Source organism: Streptomyces sp. NPDC093149 (genome assembly GCF_044754145.1).
In the GTDB taxonomy this organism is placed as follows: domain Bacteria; phylum Actinomycetota; class Actinomycetes; order Streptomycetales; family Streptomycetaceae; genus Streptomyces.
In genome coordinates this window covers 38,653-62,520 of sequence record NZ_JBIVON010000023.1, presented here as the reverse complement: position 1 = coordinate 62,520, position 23,868 = coordinate 38,653, and the positions used below count along the sequence as shown (strand labels likewise).

The 23,868-nt window shown below is 67.2% G+C and carries 25 protein-coding genes and 1 pseudogene; 6 read left to right on the top strand and 20 right to left on the bottom strand.

Annotation, left to right across the window (positions count from 1 at the left end; all coding sequences use genetic code 11):
- Both ACIQCZ_RS37200 and ACIQCZ_RS37195 read right to left on the bottom strand, forming a co-directional pair.
- Positions 1 to 353: pseudogene (locus ACIQCZ_RS37200) on the bottom strand (hypothetical protein); the annotation flags it as partial.
- A 528-nt stretch (positions 354 to 881) separates the two neighbouring features.
- On the bottom strand, positions 882 to 1,505 hold the full coding sequence (locus ACIQCZ_RS37195; RefSeq protein WP_402289688.1) for a TetR/AcrR family transcriptional regulator: 624 nt from the start codon (positions 1,503 to 1,505) through the stop codon (positions 882 to 884).
- 117 nt (positions 1,506 to 1,622) lie between these two features.
- On the opposite strand from ACIQCZ_RS37195, the gene ACIQCZ_RS37190 reads away from it, so the two are divergent.
- A complete protein-coding gene (locus tag ACIQCZ_RS37190) occupies positions 1,623 to 2,903 on the top strand; it encodes an MFS transporter (RefSeq protein WP_402289686.1) in 1,281 nt (426 codons plus the stop codon).
- A 61-nt stretch (positions 2,904 to 2,964) separates the two neighbouring features.
- Here the strand turns inward: ACIQCZ_RS37190 and ACIQCZ_RS37185 are convergent, their stop codons facing one another.
- From ACIQCZ_RS37185 to ACIQCZ_RS37175, 3 genes are all read right to left on the bottom strand, one after another.
- Entirely contained in the window at positions 2,965 to 4,110 is a 1,146-nt protein-coding gene (locus ACIQCZ_RS37185; protein ID WP_402289684.1) for a methyltransferase, read from the bottom strand.
- Between the two features lie 231 nt (positions 4,111 to 4,341).
- Positions 4,342 to 5,271 carry an MFS transporter gene (locus tag ACIQCZ_RS37180; protein ID WP_402289694.1) on the bottom strand — a complete coding sequence of 310 codons (930 nt, stop codon included), beginning with the start codon at positions 5,269 to 5,271 and terminating at the stop codon, positions 4,342 to 4,344.
- Complete coding sequence (locus ACIQCZ_RS37175) at positions 5,157 to 5,639, bottom strand: MFS transporter (RefSeq protein WP_402289692.1); 483 nt, start codon at positions 5,637 to 5,639, stop codon at positions 5,157 to 5,159. The genes ACIQCZ_RS37180 and ACIQCZ_RS37175 overlap by 115 nt, the downstream gene beginning before the upstream one ends.
- A 672-nt stretch (positions 5,640 to 6,311) precedes the next feature.
- On the opposite strand from ACIQCZ_RS37175, the gene ACIQCZ_RS37170 reads away from it, so the two are divergent.
- The 5 genes from ACIQCZ_RS37170 to ACIQCZ_RS37150 all read left to right on the top strand — a co-directional run bounded on the left by ACIQCZ_RS37170 (position 6,312) and on the right by ACIQCZ_RS37150 (position 12,175).
- Complete coding sequence (locus ACIQCZ_RS37170) at positions 6,312 to 7,319, top strand: NAD-dependent epimerase/dehydratase family protein (RefSeq protein WP_402289681.1); 1,008 nt, start codon at positions 6,312 to 6,314, stop codon at positions 7,317 to 7,319.
- Positions 7,320 to 7,341: 22 nt separating this feature from the next.
- Positions 7,342 to 8,646 carry a glycosyltransferase family 4 protein gene (locus tag ACIQCZ_RS37165; protein WP_402289679.1) on the top strand — a complete coding sequence of 435 codons (1,305 nt, stop codon included), beginning with the start codon at positions 7,342 to 7,344 and terminating at the stop codon, positions 8,644 to 8,646.
- A 31-nt stretch (positions 8,647 to 8,677) separates the two neighbouring features.
- Positions 8,678 to 9,526, top strand: coding sequence for a class I SAM-dependent methyltransferase (locus ACIQCZ_RS37160; protein WP_402289677.1), 849 nt, complete (start codon positions 8,678 to 8,680; stop codon positions 9,524 to 9,526).
- Between the two features lie 259 nt (positions 9,527 to 9,785).
- Positions 9,786 to 10,940 carry an aminotransferase class V-fold PLP-dependent enzyme gene (locus tag ACIQCZ_RS37155; RefSeq protein WP_402289675.1) on the top strand — a complete coding sequence of 385 codons (1,155 nt, stop codon included), beginning with the start codon at positions 9,786 to 9,788 and terminating at the stop codon, positions 10,938 to 10,940.
- The gene (locus tag ACIQCZ_RS37150) at positions 10,937 to 12,175 is read left to right on the top strand and encodes a cytochrome P450 (protein WP_402289672.1); all 1,239 of its coding nucleotides are present in this window, start codon (positions 10,937 to 10,939) and stop codon (positions 12,173 to 12,175) included. Before ACIQCZ_RS37155 ends, ACIQCZ_RS37150 begins: the two co-directional genes overlap by 4 nt.
- 187 nt (positions 12,176 to 12,362) lie before the next feature.
- On the opposite strand, the gene ACIQCZ_RS37145 is transcribed toward ACIQCZ_RS37150, so the two are convergent.
- The 15 genes from ACIQCZ_RS37145 to ACIQCZ_RS37075 all read right to left on the bottom strand — a co-directional run bounded on the left by ACIQCZ_RS37145 (position 12,363) and on the right by ACIQCZ_RS37075 (position 23,731).
- A complete protein-coding gene (locus ACIQCZ_RS37145; RefSeq protein WP_402289669.1) occupies positions 12,363 to 14,126 on the bottom strand; it encodes a PcfJ domain-containing protein in 1,764 nt (587 codons plus the stop codon).
- A 465-nt stretch (positions 14,127 to 14,591) separates the two neighbouring features.
- A complete protein-coding gene (locus ACIQCZ_RS37140; RefSeq protein ID WP_402289667.1) occupies positions 14,592 to 14,960 on the bottom strand; it encodes a hypothetical protein in 369 nt (122 codons plus the stop codon).
- A 56-nt stretch (positions 14,961 to 15,016) separates the two neighbouring features.
- Complete coding sequence (locus tag ACIQCZ_RS37135; RefSeq protein WP_402289664.1) at positions 15,017 to 15,265, bottom strand: hypothetical protein; 249 nt, start codon at positions 15,263 to 15,265, stop codon at positions 15,017 to 15,019.
- A 78-nt stretch (positions 15,266 to 15,343) separates the two neighbouring features.
- On the bottom strand, positions 15,344 to 16,069 hold the full coding sequence (locus ACIQCZ_RS37130; protein WP_402289662.1) for a hypothetical protein: 726 nt from the start codon (positions 16,067 to 16,069) through the stop codon (positions 15,344 to 15,346).
- A gap of 146 nt (positions 16,070 to 16,215) precedes the next feature.
- Positions 16,216 to 16,800 (bottom strand): hypothetical protein, encoded by a 585-nt coding sequence (locus tag ACIQCZ_RS37125; RefSeq protein ID WP_402289660.1) that lies wholly within the window; start codon positions 16,798 to 16,800, stop codon positions 16,216 to 16,218.
- 687 nt (positions 16,801 to 17,487) lie between these two features.
- Positions 17,488 to 17,637 carry a hypothetical protein gene (locus tag ACIQCZ_RS37120; protein WP_402289659.1) on the bottom strand — a complete coding sequence of 50 codons (150 nt, stop codon included), beginning with the start codon at positions 17,635 to 17,637 and terminating at the stop codon, positions 17,488 to 17,490.
- Positions 17,638 to 17,755: 118 nt separating this feature from the next.
- Positions 17,756 to 18,160 (bottom strand): hypothetical protein, encoded by a 405-nt coding sequence (locus ACIQCZ_RS37115; RefSeq protein WP_402289656.1) that lies wholly within the window; start codon positions 18,158 to 18,160, stop codon positions 17,756 to 17,758.
- 5 nt (positions 18,161 to 18,165) lie between these two features.
- Positions 18,166 to 18,603 (bottom strand): hypothetical protein, encoded by a 438-nt coding sequence (locus ACIQCZ_RS37110; protein WP_402289654.1) that lies wholly within the window; start codon positions 18,601 to 18,603, stop codon positions 18,166 to 18,168.
- A 1,349-nt stretch (positions 18,604 to 19,952) separates the two neighbouring features.
- Positions 19,953 to 20,261, bottom strand: coding sequence for a hypothetical protein (locus ACIQCZ_RS37105; RefSeq protein ID WP_402289652.1), 309 nt, complete (start codon positions 20,259 to 20,261; stop codon positions 19,953 to 19,955).
- Positions 20,262 to 20,563: 302 nt separating this feature from the next.
- A complete protein-coding gene (locus tag ACIQCZ_RS37100; protein ID WP_402289650.1) occupies positions 20,564 to 21,049 on the bottom strand; it encodes a single-stranded DNA-binding protein in 486 nt (161 codons plus the stop codon).
- A gap of 579 nt (positions 21,050 to 21,628) precedes the next feature.
- Complete coding sequence (locus tag ACIQCZ_RS37095) at positions 21,629 to 21,790, bottom strand: hypothetical protein (protein WP_402289647.1); 162 nt, start codon at positions 21,788 to 21,790, stop codon at positions 21,629 to 21,631.
- A gap of 222 nt (positions 21,791 to 22,012) precedes the next feature.
- The gene (locus tag ACIQCZ_RS37090) at positions 22,013 to 22,186 is read right to left on the bottom strand and encodes a hypothetical protein (protein ID WP_402289645.1); all 174 of its coding nucleotides are present in this window, start codon (positions 22,184 to 22,186) and stop codon (positions 22,013 to 22,015) included.
- A 467-nt stretch (positions 22,187 to 22,653) separates the two neighbouring features.
- Positions 22,654 to 22,941: a hypothetical protein gene (locus ACIQCZ_RS37085; protein ID WP_402289642.1), complete on the bottom strand. Its 288-nt coding sequence runs from the start codon at positions 22,939 to 22,941 to the stop codon at positions 22,654 to 22,656.
- A gap of 244 nt (positions 22,942 to 23,185) precedes the next feature.
- The gene (locus ACIQCZ_RS37080; protein WP_402289640.1) at positions 23,186 to 23,392 is read right to left on the bottom strand and encodes a hypothetical protein; all 207 of its coding nucleotides are present in this window, start codon (positions 23,390 to 23,392) and stop codon (positions 23,186 to 23,188) included.
- Between the two features lie 48 nt (positions 23,393 to 23,440).
- Complete coding sequence (locus ACIQCZ_RS37075; RefSeq protein ID WP_402289638.1) at positions 23,441 to 23,731, bottom strand: hypothetical protein; 291 nt, start codon at positions 23,729 to 23,731, stop codon at positions 23,441 to 23,443.
- Positions 23,732 to 23,868 lie beyond the last annotated feature (137 nt).

Sequence of the window (23,868 nt, the reverse complement as noted above, 5' to 3'; positions counted from 1 at the left end):
CCGCGCTCATCGTCCACGGCGGACCCGGGGGCGGGAGTCCGTCCGGCACTCCCAAGGCATTCGACCCCGAGCGCTACCGGATCATCCTGTTCGACGGCGACCACGCCTCGGACGCCGAGCAGGCGTTCGCGCGGATCTGCGCCCATTACGCCACCAACGACGGATCGCTGGAAGACGGCGCGCTGCTGCGAGGTGCCGTGCGCGGCCGGGCCCTGCTCCAGATACGCGGTCAGCTTCTCCAGGGAGCGTGGGGACAGACGGCACCGCGATCCGCTCGGGCCACGGGAGGCCAGAGCCCGCGCACCGCCCTCCCGCCACAACTGGTGCCACTGATAGGCCGACTTCCCGCTCACCCGCAGACGCCGTGCCACCTCCAACGGCTTGATTCCCGCTCGAACAGCTCGGCCGCCTGCATCCGCACCGACTCACGGCGCTGACGCCCCGCAGCAGTCAGCCCGCCCCCATCCGCATATCTCACACAACACGGAATACGGTCACCACGGCGAACGTGTCAGGGACCTCGAGAAGGTTCACCCCGACGAGCTGAAGTCAGTAGCCAAGGCCAGCAGGCTCGGCCCGGCGGAATGGCGGCGGTAGTAGATGAGTTCGCTGGTGCTGCAGTTGCGCTGGATCAGTAGCTGACGGTCGCTCGGATCGGGTCGGTGGCCCTTCGCGGCCGGCGGACAGCTTCCGCCAGGCCTGTTCTGGGAGCTTCCTGGCCTGTGCATCGTCACGGAACGTTCCTGCACCAGTGGTCACTTCGCCCGAGCAGGCCAAGGCGAGGACATAGCCAAGGCCGTGCTTTTGCAAGGCTGCCGTCAGTTTCGGGTTGCCGCCGTAGACCTCGTTGCCGGTCACCCAGCCGACGCGGTGCCCGGCGCTCAAGAACCAGCCCTTCGCGATGTCCCCTCGCCGTGCTTGTCGCCCCTCGCCTCCACCGCCACGTCCAGCCAGTGGCACAGTTCGTCCAGTGCGCCCCGTGCCCGCTCGGCGTCGCCCGTGATGAGGTAGTCCGCCTGGAGGCCGGCGAACGTGGCATTCAGCATCGTTGCCGTGATCAGCGCCGTCCGCTCGGGTACGCCGCGCAGCGTCAGGCACGAGGCCACGAAGTCCGCCCTTCCCCGAACGAAGTCCGGTACCGCCGCAGGTAGCCGGCCCGCTGCGGCGAGCCCTTCGATCTCGCGGATCAGCCGTGTCATGGGCAGTTCGGCCTCGCCCAGGTTGCGCTCCCAGGCCGATCGTACGACGGCGCTGACCGGTACGGCGGGGTCCTCCCACCCCTCGGTCGTCCTTAGCGCGTGGTGCTGCTGTTCGTCCAGGCGCCGCATGACGGCACGGAGAAGCTCCCCTTTGTCCGCGAAATGGTGTGTGAGCACGCGGGTGCTCTGACCCAGCGCCGCGGCGATGCCGCGCAGCGTGAACTGGCCGATGCCGGCGTGGGCGAGATACCCGATCACGGCGTCGAGCACCTCGCGGCGGCGGTCCGGGTTGACTGGTCTGGGCACGGCGTCGCCCCCCTTTCTCGGCGGACTCCGGGGGCACCCTCGGGGCCCTCGACATGCGGCCACTGTTTCATATCCGGCCTCACACCCCATAAGGGAAACATCTGTTACCTTTATTCGGTGAGTGTGCCCTTCCGTCAAACACCCCTCTGGCTCAGTACGTTGACGCTCGCCGCCTTCGCGGTGCAGACCGACGACTTCGTCATCATCGGCGTCCTTCCTGACCTCGCCCGTGACCTGCGCGTCAGCGAGGGAGTTGCCGGTCAGCTGGTGACCGTGTACTCCCTCGTCTACGCGCTGGCCGCCCCCGCTTGGGCGCTGCTGCTCGCGCGGATCGACCGCAAGCGGGCGTTGTGCGGCGCGCTCGCCGTGTTCGCCGCCACCAACCTTGTGGTCCCGCTCGTCACCTCCTTCCCGGCACTGATGGGCCTGCGCGTCTCCGCGGCGCTCGCTGCGGCCGTTGTCCTGCCCGCCGCCCTCGCCGCGGCCACCGCTGCAGCCCCACCCGAACGGCGCGGCCGGCATCTCGCCATGGTCATGACCGGACTGACCGGCGCGGTGCTGATCGGCGTCCCCGCCGGTACGTATATCGGCGACGCCGCCGACTGGCGGGCGACCTTCGTGTTCGCCGGGTCACTGGGCGCGGCGGCACTGCTGCTGACCCTCGGGGCCGTACCCCGCATCCCTGCCGCAGTCGAACCAAGGGCTGGCGTAAGGGAGCTGCTGCGCCCCGTCCTGAACGGCACCATCCTCGTCGTCCTCCTTGTCACCGTGGTGACCGTCGCGGGAAACCTCGCCTTCCAGACTTACCTCGCGCCCTTCCTGGCCGACCTCGCCTCCGTGACCCGCAGGCAGTTGGCGCTCCTGCTGGTGCTCTCCGGTGCGGGCGGTCTCCTCGGGACACGCCTAGCGGGACACTTCGTGGACCGGTACGGATCGCTGCGTGCCCTCGTCGCGGCAGGTGGGCTTTTCTGCGCCGGGATGGCCGCGTTCTTCGGGTTGTGGGTGTCCCGTCCGGTCCCGCTCGTACCCGTCGCCGCCCTGCTGATGTGGTGGTCGGCGGCGGCCTGGGCCGTACCCCCCGCCATCCAGGCCCTAATGGTCGACCGGGTAGGCCCCGAGGGCGCCACCCAGGCGATGGCCTTGCACAGCAGCTCCGCGTACGTCGGAGCGGCGGCCGGCGGAGGTCTGGGCGGTGCCCTGGTGGTTGTCGACGCCGGTCTCCTCCCGGCGGTGGCCGCCATCCTGGTAGGACTCGCGCTCGGGGGCGTGTGGTGGGCCGTGCGCTCCGCCCGGCCGGGGCTGGACGTCCCGGACGCGTCTGCAAGGCCCGGGGAGATGGAGGCGGGCGCCGCCGCGGGCGAACACGGCGCGCGAGCGGAGCGGGGTCACCGGCGGTGAGGGGCGGAGAGCGGTGATGTGGCGGGCATGGGCGGGGAGCGGTGACGGCGGGGAGCCGTGGTCACCTGTCGACTCCTCCGTCCCTGCCGAACTCCAGGAGGCACAACCCCTCATGGGGTGCGGCCAAAGGGGAACGGCGCAGGCCGAGCCCCGCCGCCTTGCCCAGCATCCGGAACTCCTCCGCGGTGCGCTCCTTGCCTCCCAACAGAACGAGCATCGCCAAGTCCCTTTGGCTGACGGGAAGTTGGCCCTCAATAGCAGAGTCGTGCACTACCCGGTCGACGACGAGGACGGCACCGCCGTCGGCGACTGCCTCGGCGCACCGGCGCAGCAGCCGGACGCAGTCGTCGTCGCCCCAGTCGTGCAGGACGTGGGCCAGGACGAGAATGTCGTGGCCGTCAGGCAGTGGGTCGAAGAAGCTCCCGGGGCTCAAGGTCACGCGCCCCGCCAGCGCCGCGTCACCGCCCAGCTTGGCCTCGGCCCGGCTCACGGTCCCCGGCAGGTCTATCAGGGTGCCCTGCAGGTGGGGATGGCGGACGAGGATGTCACGCAAGGTGCTGCCGGTGCCGCCGCCGACGTCCGCGACGTGGGATGCCGTGCTCCAGTTCCACACCGTGGCCAGCCACGGTCCCACGGCGTCGGCGTGCCCCGACATGGCTGTGTCGAAGGAGGCCGCGAGCTGGGGATCGGTGGCCAGGCTCTGCCAGAACGGTGCCCCTGCAGCCTGGGACCAGGAAGGTCGGCCCGTGGTGACGGCGGAGATGAGGCCGGGAACCGCCAAGTCGCTGGCCTCTGCCCATGCATCCGACTGATCGAGGCCGCGCGCGAGACCGGACGGGTGTCCGGAAGTCAGAACGGCCCCCAGGGCGGTCAGCCGGTAGCCGTCCGGCCCACGGTCAAGCAGCTTGAGGTTGGCGAGATGACGCAGCAGCCTTCGCACGGCTTCCTTGTCCGCCCCGGTCCGTTCGGCGAGGAGGGCTGGGGCACCGAGTCCCGTTCCGACAAGATCGAAGAGGCCGAGTGTGACGCCCGTGCGCAGGGCCCAGGGCGTGAAGAGGGTTGCCATCCGGGCGACGAGGTCGACGGCTTCGTCGGGCGTGGGGCCAGGGCTGGGGTCGGAGTGGAACGTTGTGGGGCCGGACGGTTTGGGGGCGGGCGTCAGGTCGGAGCCCCGCGCTCCGGGTGCGGGAATCTCAGGACTGGGCACGCCAGGCTCAGGGCCGGTCCTCGCTGTCGCGGACTCCTGTCGTGCCGCGCTGTTCGGCGAACGATACGGGTCCTTGCACCTCGGTTCCTTCGGTACTGGGCTCTCCTGCACCGGATCGTCCTGCATTGGGACCTCCTCGCTGTTGTGGTGCTGACGTGGTCGTGCGGCTGGCAGCGGCTATGGGGACGGCGGCGCACGAGTATCCGGCGGCACGCCGCGTGGCCGTCCGGCTCATGGTTCCAACTCGCACCTACCCGGCAGTGCCCTCGGAGGCAGCATCTCGGCCGGGCCCCCGGTCTCGCCAAGGTGTTCTGGATGCCGCTCGGTCAGTTTCAGGAGCGCGACCCCGCTCAGTACGGCGCTCAGCGCGACCATGCAGGCCACCGCCCACAGCGAGCCGGTCGCCGACATGAGCCGGTATGCTGCGGCGGGTGCGAACGCCCCGCCGATCAGGACGCCGCTGTTGAAGACCAGTGCGACCGCGGTGAAGCGATATCGGGTCGGGAAGACGCCGGCCAGCAATGCCCCCAGCGGCCCCGAATAGATTCCGTACACCAGCATGGCGATGGCGAACGCCCAGGTGATGTGGACGAGTTGGCCGGTACGGATCAATGCAACCAGGGGGAAGGCCCACACTCCGCAGAGCACCGCACCGGCCAGTGCCATCCTGCGGCGCCCAATCCGGTCGGACAGTACGGCCGAGGCGAATCCGGTCACCGTTTGCACTGCCAGAGCCACCAGGGTCGCCCGGAGCATGTCCGCCCTGGCCACCCCCAGGGTGCTGGTGCCGTAGGCGAGGGCGAAGGTGTGTGTGACGAAGTAGAGGACGTTCCCCACCACCAGTGCCGCCACTCCGAGAAGCAGTGCCACCGGTTGTGCGCGCATCACATCCAGCAGCGGTACGCGCCCCGCGCGCCCGCCGGGCCGGTCGGCGGTGAACACTGGAGACTCGGTGACGGAGAACCGTGCGTACAGGGACAGACCGACCAACGCCGCCCCGGCCAGGAACGGGATCCTCCAGCCCCATGCCTCGAGCTGCCCCGGGCTCAGCACGCGGGCAAGCGCCAGGAACACGGTGTTGGCCACCAGTGACCCGAGGGAGGCACCCGCCCCCGGGAAAGCGGAGTGGAGTCCCCGTTGTGAGGGTGGCGCGTGCTCGATGGCGAGCACGCGCCACCCATCCCTTCCGCACCGAGGGCAATCCCTTGGGCGATGCGCAGAATTACCAGCAGCATAGGGGCGATCCAGCCCGCCTGCGCGTAAGAAGGCAGGACACCCATGAGAGTTGTACTAAATCCCATGAGAAATAGAGAGAGAACCAGCGATCGCTTCCTTCCCGTACGGTCGGCGAAGTGTCTGAATATGAGTGCCCCGAGAGGGCGAGCGACGAATGCCACACCGACCGTCGAGAGCGAAACGAGCAGTGCGTTCGAGCCTTGCAGAGCGGAAAAGAAGACGTCCGGGAAGATCAGAACCGCTGCAAGGCTGTAACTGAAGAAATCGAAGTACTGGATGCCCGTGCCCACCATGCTGAACAGGGAGATCTTGCGTGCCGTGGCATGCGAGGCCGGCCGTGGCAGGCCACCTTCTAACGCCATGGAATGCCTCCGTAAGGGTGCATCACCCTGCCGGGATTGAAACAGTCAAATGCCCTTGGGGCAATGCCGGGAGGGCGGAACAAGCCACGTTGGATTCATGACGCCTTCAGGTGTTGACGTTCGCCTCGATGGCCGTGCAGGGCGTATGGAGATCGAGGCGAAACCACTGGCGGGTGCGGTGAGACGCAACGCGTGAAACGAGAGCGTCCTCGATTTGTTTTCCTGGCGATCTGAGGGTGAATTTCGAATGCCCTTATTCGGCAATGCCGTTGGTCGCTTTCAGGTCAACTCGCGTCTCTGCACTCGAATATCAGAACGGAGAACGCGATGGATAGCACCAGCTGGGCTCCGGCCCGCACGGCATGGGCTCCGGCCCGCACAGCATGGGCTCCGGCCCACGCGTCGGCCGGCGAGACGGGCGTCTACCAGCTCGCCCGGCTCTGACCTGTTGCGGTTTCCGGACACCCTGTGGCCGCTGCCCCCCACCGGAGCGGCAGCGGCCACACCCACAACTCCCCGAACCGTCCGTGCGGACGACGATACGCGGGCGACGGGAGACGGACGGCCAGAGACAGAGAGCGGCACCGACAACAAGGGAGCGACATGGGCACGTACAGGAAAGTCCTGGTCACGGGCGGCGCGGGCTTCATCGGGCGCAACATGATCCAGGGCCTGCTCGATGACGGCTGCGACGTCACCTCCATCGACAACTTCAAGATCGGAGGACAGGAGTACATACCCGAGGGCATCCGGCGGAACGTGGAGTGGATCGACGGCGACACCCGCGATCTCGACCTGCTGCTCAAAACTGTCCGGGGCCAGGACGCCGTGCTCCACCTCGCCGCGCCGTCCTCCTTCCTGATGTACGAGGAGGACCCGGTCGACGGCGCGTCGGTCACCACTCACGGCTTCCTCAACGTTTTGGAGGCCATGCGCAGGAACGCCGTAGGCAAACTCGTCTACGCCAGCACCAGCGCGGTGTACGAGGGCAACCCCGTCCCGTACACCGAGGACATGCCGCTTGCCCCGCCGGACCTGAAGGCGCTGTCGAAGAAGTGGAACGAGGAGGTAGCCCGCCAGTACTCCGAGCGGTACGGGATCACCGCCATCGGCATGCGGCCCTTCAGCGTGTACGGGCACGACGAGTTCAGCAAGGGCGGATACGCCAACGTCATCTCGCTCTTCGTCTGGGCCCTGCTGCACAAAGTCACCCCTGTCCTGTGGGGAGACGGCAAACAGACCAGGGACTTCATCTATGTCGAAGACGCGGGCCGGGCCTTTCGCACCGCGCTCGCCGCCAACCTGCCCACCCAGGAATTCAACGTAGGCACGGGCATCGAGACCACGTTCAGCGAGGTGCTCAAGCTGATCGGTGACGAGCTCGGCGTCGAGGTCCGGCCCGAACGCGTGGATGTTCCCATCACCATCTACGCCGAGCGGCTGTGGGCCGACGTCACGCGCGCCACCGAGGTCCTCGGTTTCCGCCACGAGGTGGACGTGGTGGAGGGGGTCCGTCGTGTCATCGCCGCCGCGCGTCAGATTGACGAACCACAGCAGCAAGAGCGACTGAGCGGGGCTCAGCGGTACTTCGAGACGCTCCGGCGCGGCTGAGCGAAGGGGAGTGGCGTCCGTCATGACCACAGTCCTGGCGCTCACCGACTCGACCGAGGACATCCAGCACTTCTGTCCCGCGGGTTCGACGTTCGTCTTCCGCATCCGGCTGCTGCCGGCTCACGAGCACACCTACGAGCACTTCGAGGAGATCTATCGGTCCCTCAAGGAATCGTGCGACCTCTCGACGATCGACGTGGTGGTCGCGGAGTACGCGGAGTCGCTCCCCTTGCTGTACTTCATGCGCCGCGACGGCTACTCGTGCCCCGCCCTGATGATCCCGCACAACAACCCCTATCCCCTGCACATCCTGTGCTATTTTCTGCTCGTCGCTGCTCACGCACACCCCGGTGACCTGGTCCTGTGCGGCTCGCGCCACGCACAGCGCGCGTATGAGCACCTCACTGGCATCCCGGCGCGGGCCCTGTGCACCTTCGGCATCTCAGACGTGTACCGCCCGCTGCCACGTGATGCGTCCCGGCAGCACCTGGTGCTGCCACTCGACCGCACTATCCTGCTGTACACGGGCCGCTTCATGAACGACAAGGGCCTTGAACCCCTGCTCACCGTCGCACGCACCCTGCACAAGGAAGACCCACGCATTCTGCTCGTGCTGTCGGCGACGCACATCGACCCGCACTACTACAACCGGCTGGCGGGACGGATGGAGAACGTCGTCCTCTTCCACCGCCTGGATAAGAAGCAGACGGCGAACCTCTACAACTCCGCCGACCTCTTCGTGTCCTGCGCGACCAGCGTCTTCGAGACGTACGGGAAGTCGCCGCTAGAGGCGCTGGCGTGCGGGGTGCCTGTCGTGGTGCCCCGCTGGGACGGCTTCCCGTACTACGTCGATGACACCAACGGAGCTCTGGCCGCGGTGAAGTTCCTGACGGAGCCGGTGGACCCGGTCGCCAACCCGTACGAGTTCGCCCGCGTGGATGTCGACGACTGCGCTGCCGCCTGCCGCCGCGTGCTGGCCAGGCCCAGTCCGCTCGCCTACGAGGTGCCCGAGTGGGCCCGTTACGAGCACACAATGAGAACCCTGCCGGGGTTGATCGAGGGCATGGCCCAACAACACAGGCACGGGCCCGCGCCGGTGCGCCAGGAGGGCCCGCGCCTGATCGACCTCGCACGCCACCCCAAGCCGGTGGCCGCCCTGCTGGAGCACTATGGACTCACCGACGCTGGAACGCTCCTGCAACGGGCCGATCAGCTGGGCCTGCTGAACCAGACCGACCCGGGAGAGCAGCGGCTGCTACGCAATCTGCACAACGAATTGTTCACAGTGATGGACAGCGAGACCACCCGCGTCGGGCAGAACACGTGACACGCCCAACCCGAGGAAGGAGCGTCCCAGGATGACTGACAGGCCGACCGGCGAGCACGTGCTCTTCGAGGAAGTCGCCCACGCGTACGACCAGTTACCTGTGGAGTTCTTCAGTTCCGTCGGTGAACGGCTGGTACGGCTCGCGGCGGTGCGTCCCGGCGACCGGGTCTTGGACGTGGGCTGCGGCCGGGGGGCGGTCACCGTGCCGGCCGCGCGGGCCGCCGGGCCCACGGGCAGTGTGCTGGGCATCGATCTGTCGCCCAGTATGGCGGAGGAAACCGGACGCCTGGCACAGAGGTCAGGGCTGTCGTGGGCCCGAACCCTGGTCATGGACGGGCAGGCGCCCGAACTCGCGCCTGCAGCGTTCGACGCGGTCGCGGGAAGCATGAGCATACACATGCTCGAGGACTTGCCCGCCGCGTACCGCGCGTACCGAACTCTCCTACGACCGGGTGGACGACTGGGGCTCGCGGCCCCGGCGACGGACGTCGCAACGGGGCCTGGCGGACATGCCCGCGTGCTCGGGCTGCGGACGATCGCCGACATGGCCCGCACGTACACCACCGACAGCGGTGTCTATCCGAACAGTGAGTCGTTCGGCGGACAGACCCGGTTGTACGCCGATCTGTCCCAGTGCGGATTCTCGGACGTGCAGCTCATGGTGGAGAACGCGTTCATCAGAGCTGGATCGGCGTACGACGTGGTGCGCTGGACATGGACGCACGGCATGCGGCGCCTGTGGGAACGCATCGAGTTGCCGCACCGGGCGGCGCTGGAGGAACGGATCGCCGTTGAGATCGCGGCGGACCACGTCATCGACGGACAGGTCGTGATCCCGGTTCCGGTCCTGTACGCGACCGGGGTGCGGCCGAAGGAGTGAACACGTCGCGGGCCCGGTGCTGCTGAGCGCCCGCACGGGGTCCGCGCCCCTCAACCCACGCATCCGTGTCCTGCCCTGCCATGTCACCCGCGCCCCACGTGGCCCAGAACCCGCCCGACTGAGGAGGCAGACCATTACCATCCAGCCGATTCCTCCCACCACTCCGATTCCCTCCTCCGTCGCGCACGAGCGTCCGCTCGACGCCGAGCGCTGGAAGTTGGCCCGCAGCCAGTTCGAACTCGACCCGGACTATGTCCACTTGGCACTCTCAATGCTGGCCCCGCACCCCAGGCCGGTGAGGGAGGCCATTGAGCACCACCGGCGGGCCTTAGATCGCAATCCCGCACTGCATTTCCATGAACGCGACGGCCAAGTTCGCCAAGTCCTTGACAGTGCCGCCGCCTACCTGGGCGGACAGCCCGACGCGCTGGCCCTCACCGAGAGCACCACCGCAGGTCTCGCTGTCGTCTGCGCCGGCATGCGCCTGGAACCGGGCGACGAGATCCTCAGTACCGACCACGAGCACTACGCGGCTACGGAGATCCTCCGATTCAAGGCGGCGGCCAGCGGGGCGACGCGGCGGATCATCTCCCTGTACGAGCACGCGCCCGAAGCGGACGTCGACCAGATCGTGGAGGCCGTTACACGGGGCATCGGTGAGCGCACCCGTCTGTTCGTCGTCACCTGGGTCCACTCGGGCACCGGCGTGAAGCTGCCGCTGGCCGCCATCGGCGAAGCGGTCGCCGCGGTGAACTCCACACGGCCGAGCCACCGCCAGATCGTGCTCTGCGTCGACGCCGTGCACGCCCTGGGCGTTGAGGACTTCGACGTCACTGCGCTCGGCTGCGACTTCTTCGTCGCCGGATGTCACAAATGGCTCTTCGGACCGCGGGGCACCGGGGTGGTCTGGGGCAGCGGCCGGGGCTGGTCGAGGGTCGCTCCGGTGGTCACCTCCTTCGACGTGGAGGTCTTCTGGCCCTGGTACCTGGGACGCACCCCCGACGGCGAAGCGCCGCCCGCCCGCATGTGCTCACCGGGCGGCTTCCCTGCGTACGAGCACCGCTGGGCGCTGCACGAGGCGTTCCAGTTCCAACTGGCCTTGGGACGCACTGAGGTCGCCGCTCGGATCTCGGAACTCGCCGCGTACTGCCGACGACGGCTGGCGGAGGTCCCAGACGTCGGCATCCGCACCCCGCGGTCCTCACACCTGCACGCCGGCATGGTCTGCTTCGACGTCGCGGGGCGCGATCCGGCGGACATCGTCGCCTCGTTGGAGCGGCGGCGGGTCATGGCGGGACAGACTCCCTACCGCAGCAGCGCCATCCGGTTCGCGCCCGGTGTGCTCAACACTGCCGAGGACATCGACCGGGCGGTCGACGAGCTGGAGCGGGTCATCGCGGAAGGAGACCAGTGATCAGCGACTCCCCGGGCCCCCTCCATGAGCCGCAGGCGCTCGGACTGGCCGCCCAGGCCCCCATCTACGAGGCGCTGCTCGACTGGTGGACCTTCCTACGCGAGGCGGCGCCGGTCCATGACGACCAGGAGCTGGGCAGCTGGCATGTGTTCGGGTACGACGACGTGTCGGCGGCCCTGACGGACCACCGGACCTTCTCCTCCGATATGCGCGACCTGATCGAGCAGCCTGACGCATTCTCAACCGTCGCGCAGGGCGCGTTCCTGGGCTTCGACCCACCCGCCCACGACAGGCTGCGCTCGCTGGTGAGCAAGGTCTTCACGCCCCGCCTGATCCAAGAATTGGCGCCGAGGATCGCCGGCATCAGCGAGGGACTGCTGGATGCAATGAACGACTCGCGGGACGTCGACTTCGTCGAGCAATACGCGTATCCGCTGCCCTTGGCAGTCATCGCGGACATCCTGCAGATCCCAGTCGTGGACCGCGCACGGTTCCGTACATGGTCCAGCGCCCTGTTCTTCCAGGGCAGGGACGGCACACCGGTCCTAGTGGCCACGGCGGAGATGCTGCGCTCCATCGATCCGCTGATCGCCGAGATGAACTCATACTTCCTGGACGTCATCCGCAGCCGCAGGGCCCGGCCGGGCCTCGACCTCATCAGCAGGCTCGTCACCGTCGACGAGGGCGGACAGCGGCTGCGAGACGAGGAGATCCTCGGAGTCTGCGGCTTCCTGCTCGTCGCCGGGCACATCACCACAACGATGCTGTTGACCAGCTCGGTCCTGCTCCTGGACGAGCATCCACAGGCCGCGGCCGATCTACGAGCCGATCCGTCTCTGACGGCGAGCGCAGTGGAGGAAGTCATGCGCCACCGCGGCCAGCTGCCAGCCGCAGCGCGGCGCACGACGCGGGAGGTGGTCCTGCACGGTAGGACGCTGCCTCAGGACAGCGTCGTCCTACTGTGGTTGACGTCGGCCAACCGGGATCCGCGCGTGTTCCCGGACCCGGATACGTTCGACATCCGTCGCACCCCTAACCGCCACCTCGCCCTGGGCCGGGGCATCCACTACTGCCTGGGCGCGCCACTGGCCCGCCTTGAACTGACCATCGCGCTGAAGGCATTGCTAAGGCGCTGGAGCCACTTCGCACCGAGCGGACCGGTGAGGTACGAGGACCCGCGGCACACGATCGGCGCGAAGGAAGTCCCGCTGAGGGTGAGGTGGACGGAGAACTGACGAGTCAAGGTGGCAAGGTTCAGATGGCGGGTGGAGGAGATCTCCTAGAGCAAAATTGGGACTGGCCGACCTCGATGAGCACCAGGTCCGCCGCTACCCCAGTTCGCCCCGGATCGGCGGCTGCGGATCCCTACCGGCACAGGAGAGTCCCCCGCCGCAGCACCGTGCTGCGGCGGGGAGGTCTCAATCACGCGGTCACCGCGTCCTGGGCGCGCGGCATGAGCTGCTGCAGTCCGAGCGCGTGCTCGTACACCGGGATCCCGATGCTGGTGATGGCATCGAGCACCAGCTGGGCAGAGTCCCTCTCCAGCTCCTTGGCCGCGTCGCGGTTGTTGGTGCCGAGGAACTGCACGACGCCGATCTCGTGGTTAATCTCGATGTTGAGTCGGACACGGTCGCTGTCGTCGACGACGGCGACGAAGACGTCCAGACCCAGCAGGTGCGCGTAGCCGGCGATGCAGTTGTGGAGCTGTGCTCCCCATCGGGCCAGAGTGTCTGCGTCGCGTGCGACGACGAGACGGTGCTCGCCGATGTGCATGCCGTCGAGCTTCGACGTAATGTCCGCGGCCCAAGCCGCGCGCTTCTTCTCGCGGGCGAGGCGTTCCTGGCGGCAGCGCTCGGCCCGCGCTTCGCGCTCGCGCTGCTCGGCGGTCATCAGCTCCTGCCGGTACTCGACCAGGAACTCGTCGGCGGCCCGTCGGAACTCCGGGTTCTTCCACAGCTCCCAGGTCGCGACCGGCAGGTCACGCCCTTCGAGCCGGGCGATCTGCTCGTTGTAGCTGTGCATCTCGTGCAGCGCGTTCGCCTCGTTGATCACGGTGCTGATCGCCTGGTTCGAGCGCGCGAGCGAGCGGCTCTCCACCCGGGCCTGGGGCATCGAGCGAACCAGGGTCTCCAGGTCCCGAGCACCGCGGATGCGGCGCTGCCCCCGGGCCTTGATCAACTCGGGCAGAAGGTCCAGGTCGCGCAGCTGCACATCGGCATTGCCGAGGTCCCGCACGGTGTCCCCGATGATCCGGACACTCTGAGCGATGGGTTGGGTGAGGATCCGCCCCAGGATCGGCTGGGGCACCCGGCGGAACAGCGCCCGGGCCTGCACGAGCTCGACCGGCCTGAGGGAGATGTGGTGGTTACTCTCGGTGCGGCGCATCGACTCGATGATCCAGTCGATCGGCACGAGCCCGCGGAACAGGCGGAACCAGTTCAGCACGCTCATGTCGTGGGAAGAACGCCAGTCCGGCCTGGCCAGCATGTGCTCGACCAGGCGTTGGATTTCGCGCGCCAGCGGCTTGCGGTACCGGGTCTTGCCGAACACGTTCTCCGCTACCCTCTTGTAGTCCTCGGCGTCCAGGAAGTGCATCAGGCCCGAGTGCCCGAGCCTGCTGGCCGAGACCTTCTTCAGCAGCGGGAACCGCTCGCCCGCCACGGGCAAGTCGCCGATCAGACGCAGGGCCTCGCCCTTGAGGTCCTGGAGGATCAGGCTCATCTGCGCCTGGATCCCGCTCCACCCGTTGTCCTCGAAGTCGGGCCCCTCGACGACGCGGACATCCTGATCAAGGGGATCCCACTCGTGGGGGCGCATCGAGTTCAGCAGGTTCTCCTCACCGAGCTTGCGCAGCAGCTGCGCGAGCTGGTACTCGCCGCCGGCGAAGAGGTGCTGGGTGCGGTTCTTCCGGCTGCCGTTCTCCAGCACGCGCAGCACCACGAGGTCTGCCTTGGTACGCAGCAGCGAGAAGGCCTGCACGGTCTGCCAGTAGCGGAAGACCTTGCCGGAGGCGCGCGTCCGGTGCACGCGGTGCGACACCGAGCCCGATACAGTTGCGCGGCCATCGGGTGCGGTACGCGCGACAACGCGGAGGCTCGCGCCAGTGCGAACGCCCTCGCCTGTCGGCTCGATCCGGTCGTTGAGGAACTTGACGTGCAGCAGCACGCGCTCGCTGTTCTCGGACATGGGTGCCTCCCGCGGAGTGTGGAATGTGGACTGTGACGGCTCTGCAGGACTCAGCACCGACCAATAGGCAGTGCTCGTCTGAGAGGCACCCGGGATCGGCTTCGCCGATCTGCTTGTGAAAAAGAAGAACCCCGTCGCCGGAGCACAAAGCTCAGACGACGGGATCTTGTGAGTGGGTCGCGGTCTATGCGCATCGCACCGCAGCTGTCCTGGAGGGCGGTGGCATGGTCGTACCAGAAGCTGTTCGGCAGGCGCACGAAATCTTTCTCCTCGTGCGGCGGCCCGGTCCCCAGAATGACGGGGACGTGCTGTCGGGCGACGACGGTGGTCGTACCGTTGGTCTCCGGGACGTTCCTGTCCGGCACCCACCTGGTGCCACCGCCGCGCGGGTCCACTGCCACCTGCTTCATGTGCGCGAGGTGGGGCGGGCACTCCGGCTCGCTTGGCCCGGCGACCTGGGGTTGCTCAGCAAAAGTTGAGCGCGTACTGCGGTGGCTCCTTCAGCACACTTGCAACCGGCGTCCACGCCGTCTCGTTCACAGGGTTCTCGATGTTGCGGAGGTATTTGTATGCCTCGCGGGGGACGAAGAGAGCGACACCGTCCTCGGTCCAGGCAGCCAGTGCCCTGCTGTGTGTCTCGCGCTCTGGCGCGAGGGAACTGTTGGAGCGGATCCACAGGTACCCCTCGGGGTCGCGAGCGATGATCTTGTTGGTACCTAGAACGAACGTGCCGAACCAGCCCCAGGATCCGGCATGGGTGGCGATATCACCGAGCAAGGGTGGGCAGGGGAAGTCGGGGAGGTCCATGGCGCGGCCCTGCTTCCTGTCGGACATGAAGTCATCCTCCACGTGTCTGCGGCGGTGGCAAAACCCTCGGCGAACGGCCCGGCTCAGCGCGCCCGCTGGGAGATGGACGTGCTCGCAGTGATGAGTGATTCGAGCACCGGGGCGAGCCGCTCGGGAAGCGCCGCGAGCCGGTAGTCGAGGAGGCATTGTTCTTTGAGGATCTCGGCCGCGCGCAGGGCGGTCGGGTCGCCGGCGGCCCTGGCGCGTGACACCTGGTCAACGGCGGTGTCCAACCGCTGCCCTGCGGCGATGATGAGCTGCGCGCCGGAGACGGCGCGGTCGGTGTGGAGCACGATGGCCCTCGCTTTCTGGCGCGCCTTCAGGGCGCACCTACGGTCAAGCAGACTTCTCGGCGAAGAGCTGGACATGGGTCAGAGAGTCCAGGTCTCGGTGTCCTCGTCGAAGTACGCGACGTCGGCGTACCAGGGGGCGCGGCCGCTGATTTCGTTGATGGCGCTCTCGGGACTGGTCCGCGATCCCTCGACCATCGCCGACACCCAGGAGCTTGCGGGCACGGCATCGCGGCGGAGGTAGATCCTGCGGGAGGCCGGCGCATCTGTGGAACGATGCGAGGGCGTGTCTTCGACGTTGTAGAAGTTGTTCAGCGCGTGGAGCTGATAGCTCGCCTGCAACGGGAGTCTGTCGGGCATCTCAGCCGGAGCGTGACGACTCGTGATCACGTGGTCCGCTCGCCTTAGCTCACGTTGGACAGACCAGCCATTGCGCACGGCGGTGATCAGCAGTTCTGCGTCTTCCAGGTCGCCAATCGGCTCGCCAGAGTCCGTCGGGCGCGGCAGGTCGATCCAGGCCGTGATCGCCTCGGCGTCCATGACGGGTCGGTCGATGCCAACGAACGCCTTGGGCTCGCTGCCGATCTGAGAGGTGACCACGAGATGGTTGCCCTCGTCGGAAGTCCCGAGCTGAGCGGCCAGAGTCGTCTCTACGCGGTTGAGGTGCATGATCCAGCCGATGGGTGCCGGGAAGTCGGCCCCGAGACCTTCGAAGCCAAGGAAAACCTCGTCGATGCGGCCGCTGCGGAGCGCTCGCTGAGCCAGCTCGACGAGGGATGCGGGGATGGTGCGGTCGATGTCGGTCATGGTGTTCTCCGGGTGATTCGTGAGCGCGGGGAACGGGGTGGCAACTTCAGAAGTTCATGGACCGGGTGGCCATGAACAGCACGTGCTGCTCAGCGGATGGCCCTGTACAGGGTGGCGGGGACTTCAGGAAAGCAGCTGCTGCGGGCTCAAGAACCGGATGCCAGGCTGGTGGGCTCTGTGTCCTCGGGCTCACCGGAGGACGACGGCGCGTCCAGGGCGGCGTCCTGAGGCAGGTGCGCCCACCAGATCTTGGTGGCGAGCGTGATCACCGCGTAGGTCTTGTCCGTGGTCGGGTCCCACAGTGCGTACAGGCCCTCGTCCGTGTACACGACGTTGACGGGCGCGCACTGAGTCGGACCGCTGGAGCGGGCACCACCATTGCCGCCGTACAGGATGCGGGTGTTGTGGCTGCTGGCCTTCACCCCGGGGACGTAGCGGAGTTCGGTCATCAACCACTTCCCGGGTTCCGGTTCCGGGGTGCGCTCCACGGATCCCGCGTCGGGGAAGAGGGTGGTCCACGTGGTGCGCTCGCTGGGGTCGGTGCCCTTCGCGCCGACGCACAACCGGAGTCCCTTGGCCGGCGAGCCGTTGCGTCGCACGTTGACGAGCTTCGGCTCGGCGAGCAGGTAGCCGGTGCGGGTGACCTCATGGCCACGAGTGTCGGAGCCGGTGGCGGTGACGTGGTCACCGACCGAGAAGCCGTCGATCATCTTCTGGAGTTCGGCCTTCATGCGTGCATTCCTCCGTCTGGGGGTCTGGGCGAGTTCGTGCTCGGGGATGTCTTCGAGGACGGTGAGCTGCGGGGCGTGCAGGGTGCCAGCGCATACTGCGCAGTCACAGCCGTGGAGGCAGTAACGGCAGTTGGTGACGTCGCAGAATGGGTCGGGGCCGTGAGAGTGGCTTGGATCGGGTTCTTCGCAGCCCCAGCTACGGCAGGACCGGTCTCCGGACTTCGGGAAGACCCGGTGCTCGCGGGTCAGTCCGTGGGCGAGCGGCACGCCAGGGCAGGCGAATGTCGAGCGGCGGTCGGCGGCTTCGGTGCGCCAGGCCGCGCGGCATGTGGTGCACTGGTATCGGCCCTCCGGGCGGAGGCGCGTGGAGTGCCTCATGTGGAGTGGCCTTTCACCGTGGGTTTGGATCCCATGTCTCCGGTTTCTCCACATCTTGTTGTGTGCTCCGTGGCCTGGAGCAGCGGACTCGGGATTGCATGGGCGATCTCCGAGGCCGCGGCCGGATCAGCTCCGCTGATCCCCGCCCCCGTCGGCGGAGCAAGAACAGCGCCCCGGCGCAGCGCCCGGCCCTCGAGAGGGCCGAGACGCGCACCGGGGCGCTGCGGGAAGCCGAAGCCGCGGAGATTTCCAGGGACGCGCCGCGGGGATCAGCCGGCGCACTTCGGAGTCGAGCTCTTCGCGCAGAAGTCACGGGGGCAGCTCTCGGCCGCCCGGGCAGGCCACTGGTCTGCGCTTGTAGCCGATCGAGATCAGGCACTCGAGCAGGACGTCGAGCGTCTCGCCGGTGGCGGCTCCCGACGGGGCGTCGACGCGTTCGAGGCCCAGCATCCGGACCAACCCGCGGCTCCGTCCGCCTCCTCAAGGGTGCGGCTGCCGAAGAGGACGTAGTGCACATCCCACCGATCGTTGCATCCGGAGTCGGCCCAGACCCTGCAGAAGCGGTTCGGCGGGTTGGTCAGGACTGGGCCAGGGCCCCGGCGAGGTCGATCTTCCGGCCTCGGGCAATCTCGGCGGCCGGGACGTCGATTCGGAAGCCGCCGACCGGGTAGCTCGGGTGGTCGGAGAACACCACGGCGCACATCCAGGAGCCGGAGTGGCGCTTGCGCGGCAGCGGTTCCTCGTCGACGCCTTCGGGCAAAGCGTCCTTCCGGAACTCGATCGGCACCACGATGACGTGGAAAGACCGATCGGTGCGCGGCGGCTCCCAGGGGAGCTCAACGAGCAGGTCTTTGGGCCACTCAGCAATGGTCACGGGCAGGGTGGACAGGTAGTGGTTCTGCGAGCCCTCGGGGGCTCGGGCCAGCCGGGCCTGCTCCTGATCTGCGGTCTCGATGAAGCCGAACTTTTCGAAGAATCCCATAGCGGTCAGTGCTCCTTGGTCGGTGGACTGTGCTCGGTCGGGACGGCCGGTGTGGATTCGAGGTAGACGAGTTCGTCGAGTTCGCAGCGCACGCCGTAGATGCATGCGGCCTCCAGGGCGGCAAGATCCTGGCAAATGAGGTCGTCCGGCTTCGTCAGCCAGTGGACGAACACCCCGGTGTCGTCATGGCCCTGCTGCGAATGGCGGACGATGATGCCAACGCTGCCGGGGCGTGCGTCAAACGCATAGCTGAGCCACCCGCAGGGCTTGGCGAGGAGGACGTACGCGCCGACGTCAGGCCGTTTGGCTTCGTCGTCGTGATTCCTGTTCGCCTGTTCCCGTCCGGTGATCGCTGGCAGGACGACGGCGAATCCAATCATCGCGAGGCCGGCAAGGCCGGCGACGGCGACCAGGAAGCCAGGAGTGATCTCAAGTACGGTCATCGGTCTTCTTCTGCTTCTCTCGGTGATTCAGGCCTGTGCGAGGACATGTGCATAGGTATGTGTGGGGCTCAGGCGGTGCCGGCTGAGCTGGTCGAGCAGTGCAGGAGCACCAGGCGCAAGCCGGGGGTCAGGAAAACGCCGTGCTCAGCGGTGATGACGAAGACGGCTCCAGAACTCAGCGGTGTGGAGGGGTCTGCGACGGTTGTCACGCCCGGCGGCTCGGCGCGATCGGGATGTAGGCCGCACACGACGACCCGCTCGCCAGCGAGCAGCAGGCACGCTCTTGCTGCCGAACAGCAGGTGGCGTCCGGTGGAGCGGCAAGACGTCGAGCGTCTCCGGGGATGTGCCCTTGGCCGTTTCGACGAAGGCCGGTAAAGGCGTGTCGGTCATGCGCCTGGTCTTCGTCGAGACCGCAGCGGAGGGAGGGATGGAGCCGTCGCTCAGCGCGTCTCGCAGTAGCCGCACTCGGAGCACGTGTGCGTGACGTCCTTGCGGGAGCGGACGCCGTAGGCGTTCGATTCCATGTCGCCGTTGTTGCAGTTCGGGCATTGCATGATTCGGCTCCAGACATGAAGATGATGTTCTTCAACGTCAGATCCGGATCAGCTCCGCTGATCCCTGCACTCTCCCCGCTTCACGGGACGAGCAGGGCGAGCCAAGAGGAAGAAGGAAACACAGCACCCCGACGCAGCTGCTGCCCGAGGGCAGAGCGCACACCGGGGTGCTGTGGAAGCCGGAGCCGCGGAGATCTCCAGGGACGCGTTGCAGGGATCAGCCGCGGCGCTCAGGAATCGAACCTGTTCCGCGGTCGGTCTGCACGGTGTACCGATTGGCATACGCCGAGGATCAGTCGGCGCACTGCGGGCTCGAACCGCTCCATACAGAAGTCGTGGTGGCCTGTCATCGACCGCCCGGATCAGCTGCGCTGATCTCGGACGGCCGGGGGCTGCTTACCTCTCACACATCACGGAATTCGCAGCGCCATCGCAGGCGATCCCGCACCCGGGGCAGGGGGAGACGCCGTCGTAGGGAACGTAGTGGCGCAGCACCGGGACGTACCCGGTGGGAAACTGCTTGACCGTCGGATCGACGATCTTGCCATCGGACGTCCTCGCTCACCAGTGCTCGCGTTCGCCCCAGACGGCGCCTACGTACCAACCGCGCCCAGCAGTCAGAGACGGATCAGCTGGGACGAGCTCTTCGACGACCTGCTGGCATGTGCCCAGGAGCTCAGGCCGCCTCGGTTTGAGTGTCCTGTCAGCGCGAGCCAGAGCCGTGGTTCTCTCAGATGTTCAGCGGAATCCGACCTGCACGGCATGTTGACGGACATGTCCCGTAACCAAGTCAGTCACCCCTCGTCGTTGACACCTTCGATCTGGTGCTTGTGCTCGAAGCTTGTCGACAGGGCGCAGCGACTGCAGGTGCCGCGGTATGACGCGGTCACCTCGCCGGTCTTCGCACCATGAAACTCATAGTCCTCGCGGAACGTCTCCTCGAGCCGAGCCTGCTTGGCTGCTTCATGGTCCTGGCGCATCCGTTCCCATTCTTCGAGCGGGAGCTTGCCGTAGGCGTCGGCAAGCTCTACGGCCATTTGACGTAGGTTCTCCTGGTGTTGGTGCTCGCAGCGCGGGCAGGTTGTGTAGTTGTCGGCGCTCATGGCGGCCTCCAGACGTGACGAGGATGTTCTTCAAAGCCGGATCCGGATCAGCTGCGCTGATCCTCTCCGGGTCTCTCGGCCCCGACTACTTCGGGGCGGCAAGAGACCCAGCGAAAAAAGATGCCCGCCCGAGGAGCGCGAGGCTTCTCGAACGGGGATCGCTGTACTCGGTTGTCGGCATTCGGTTGTGGTGTGCGCAGCCTGGACCGGCACCCGGGAGATACTTCCGCTCTGCGACCCTCACCCGCCCGTGACGGGATGCCCCGCAGGCACCGATCGGCTGCGGCTGGTTGTGAATCGGCTCAGCCGAACGGCAACTGCTCGTCCCGTACGGCGCTGGCGTGCGCAACGACCGGAGCCGCAGCAGCGACGGGCACAGCCTGCTCCTGCTTGATGGCCTGGTTCAGCGCCTCGGCGTTCTGCACGCGCTCGTGCAGGCGTGCCTGGGTCATCGAGCGCGGCTCCAGGAAGGTGATGTCCTCGGAGACCACCTTGAGGTCGAAGACCTGCTCGCCGTTCTTGACGTAGCGGTCCATGCGGAGCGTGTAGCCGACGGCGACGAGGTCACCCTTGTGGATGTTCGAGTACGGACCCAGGCCCTGGGTCTGCGCGCGGACGAATGCCTCGACGGGGACGGCGTCCGAGTCCCGCTGGTTCTGCGGGTTGGTGTAGTTGCGGTCGGCGAAGATCGTGAAGAGGATCTTCTTGGATCCGTCCTTGTTCTCGAAGACCTTGGGGTCGCTCGCGAGGCGGCCGACGACGGCTCCGTGGTTGCGGGGGTTCGACATGAATTCTTCTCCTCGAGTACAGCACAGCGCACGGTCGACGTCGTCGATCCGCGCGCAGTTCGGGTGGGTTGAGCCGAGATGTTCGGTTGTCTGTCATGCCACCAACCGGATCAGCTCCGCTGATCGAATGCTCTGTCATTCCGAGTCCCGAATCGGCTTCGCCGATCAGGCATCGGCAGCTGCGATGGGCGCGGCTGGCGGGGCAAGCTGGCTCACTGGCCTGGCCGTTTCGTGTAAAGGGCGGCCGGAAGCGACCACGCTGGATTCGTTCCGGTTGCGGTCCGCGCAGGCGCGGACTCAGGTGCCGTCAAGCAAGAGGCGCGTTCGGGGTGGTCAGTCCCTGTCTCCTACTTCGGGGCTGAGGATCGGGCGGGGTACTGGTCCGTACCCGGCCGACGCGGTGGGTGCGGGGCGCGGCCGGCGTCTGGGCGTCACCGGATGTAGCGGCTAACGCGACCTCCGCCTCGAAGAACGTTACGGGCTGTTCCTACTCCAGGCAGGGCTCTGACCTGCGAAAACACTGCGCCGGTGGCAGGTGTCCAGTTCGGCCTGTGGGGTGCAGTCGCGGGTATCGCAAGATCAGCCGACGCTGTCGTCGGTGACGTGGTATTTCTCGACGGTGTGCGGGTTGTCGTGGGCGGCGATGACGGCGCCGTCGTCGCGGGTGAACGCGGCTTGGTGCCCCCCGGATTCACACGTCACGGTGATCTTGTGGGCAAGGTCAACTATGGTGGCAGCCATGGTGATGCCATAGCCGTCGCCGGGCGGGGCGCTACCCAAAGATGCCGCGCGGGTGGGCGGCCGGTGCGATGTCAGGGGCGCGGAGGCCGGAAGGTGACCGCTGGTGGTCGTGAGGTGCCCGGAGGGAGTGCCCCACGGTCGCAATCACGCCCCTGAGACGCTGAGTGCCGGATCGCAGCGAACCTCCGGCACAAACGCCGGGGGGTGCCGTGGCACAAGAGCCTACTTTTCCAGGTTGACGACCATCGTCGGGCTCCAGTTCTTGATCGGACGGCGTTTGGCCTTCCCGTCCTTGACAGCTGCCTGCGCTTTCCGGCAGGCACCGAGGTAGTCATCAGCCTCGACGTCCACCTCCGCTGATGCGTATGCCTGCAAGTAGACACGGTACTTGGCCATGGAAAGTCGCCTTCTGCGTCGTGAGGGTCCGAACTGCCGTGCGGCAGTTCCTACTGGAACGTCGACGTTCCGATCGGAGAGGGCGACCGGGCGGGCTCGGAGCGCGGAGGGTCGACGGCTCGTCCGCCGTTCCCGGTACGACCCGGAATCTAGGGTGTGAGCAATCTCAGCAGCACACCTTGTGACGGGCAAAAATGCCGACGTTTAAGGGTAGTTGGAACGCTGAACACGAGGCCAGGCCCGTTCCGAGTGGTGGGTCAGAAGCCGGGATCGCGTGTCGGCTCATACTGCGCGGGCCGGAGGCGGTCTCCCTCGTCAACCAGGCGTGACGGTGGCCGAACAGTACGGTGCGCTTGGGGATCCTGGCCCGGTGGACGGTTGTCCTGGTGATCCAGAGCAGCAGGGCCAGCACACCGACGATGAGGGACCCTATGAGGAACACCCGAGGTACTCAGGGCCGGGGGTCCTCACAGCGTCACTTCTACTTCGTAGGCCGTTGAGCCGAAGGGTCCGACAGTGAGCTCACGCAAGGGCTGCACCAGACCCGCATGCTCGGACCAGTCCTTGATGAACACGTTCCCGGGCTCGGGCGTGATACCGCAGGACTGCAGGTTCACCGAGATGTGCTCGGGTCCCTCGTCGGTTTCGAGCACCAGCGACCGGCTCTCGTCGTCATGGTGGAGCGTTCCGATCAGCTCGATGGAGCCGAAGCTGACTGTGACGCTGTGCTTCTTGGTGACCGTGGACTCAGCCATGGTGATCTCGCTCTTCTTGTAGTGGATGGTGGTGACTCCCGAGCCGCCGTGGCTTCTCGCGCCGAACGCAACGCGTATGAGCGGATGCGCGGCGCGCTGCTCGCGCGGCGGTCCGGGGGCTGGCGGTGAGTCGGTGGAGCACAGGGGCATAGCTCTGCAGACCTACTTCCGGATCGACTGTGTCGATCCAGATCAGTCGCCGGCGCACTCCAGTTCGCGATAGATCGCGCACAAAGCGCTGGTCTCAGAGACCGTGCTTCTCGTGGTCGTAGGGCTCGTCCGGCTGGTGGGCCCTGATGCGCACGGCGGATTTGCGCACGCCGGGCTGCTGGCGCGGTGCTCCGCGGGCTGGAGTCCGGGTCCTGACCTTTATCTCGTAGGCAAGCCAGAGGATGCACGGACCGATGACCAGGACCAGGACGAGCAGCGCCCAGCTCTGTAACGGCGTCATGGGGGACATGGAGAAGAGTCCCTCGGCGAGTGGAGCGTGGTCGTCGGCTCAGCGGAGCTGGGCGAACGTGTGGCCGCAGGCGAGGTAGGTGACCTCGTACTGCGGGCCCTGGCCGCAGCGCTCGTCCCAGTCCTCGCGAGGGAGGGCGAACGCAATGGTGCGATGGACAACTTCGCGGGGCATGCCCGGCTCGTACACCTCGTCGTAGGAACAGAAGTTGCACCACTCCATCTCAGGCAGCTGTGCAGCGACGACGGGCAGTTCGTGCTCGGCGGCCGCCCTGGCCGGCACAGCGTAGGCCAGGAGTTGGCCGATGGCCGGTGCGGCGGTAACGGTCATGAGAGGTCCTCGGTTCGGTCGTGGTGGGATGCGCGGATGGCGCACCGCGTGAAAAGAGCACCCCAGTCACCGCAGCGACGAGGACGCTCAGAGCGGGCAGGACGCGCAGGCCCGTTCCTGGCACACGCACTCAGAGC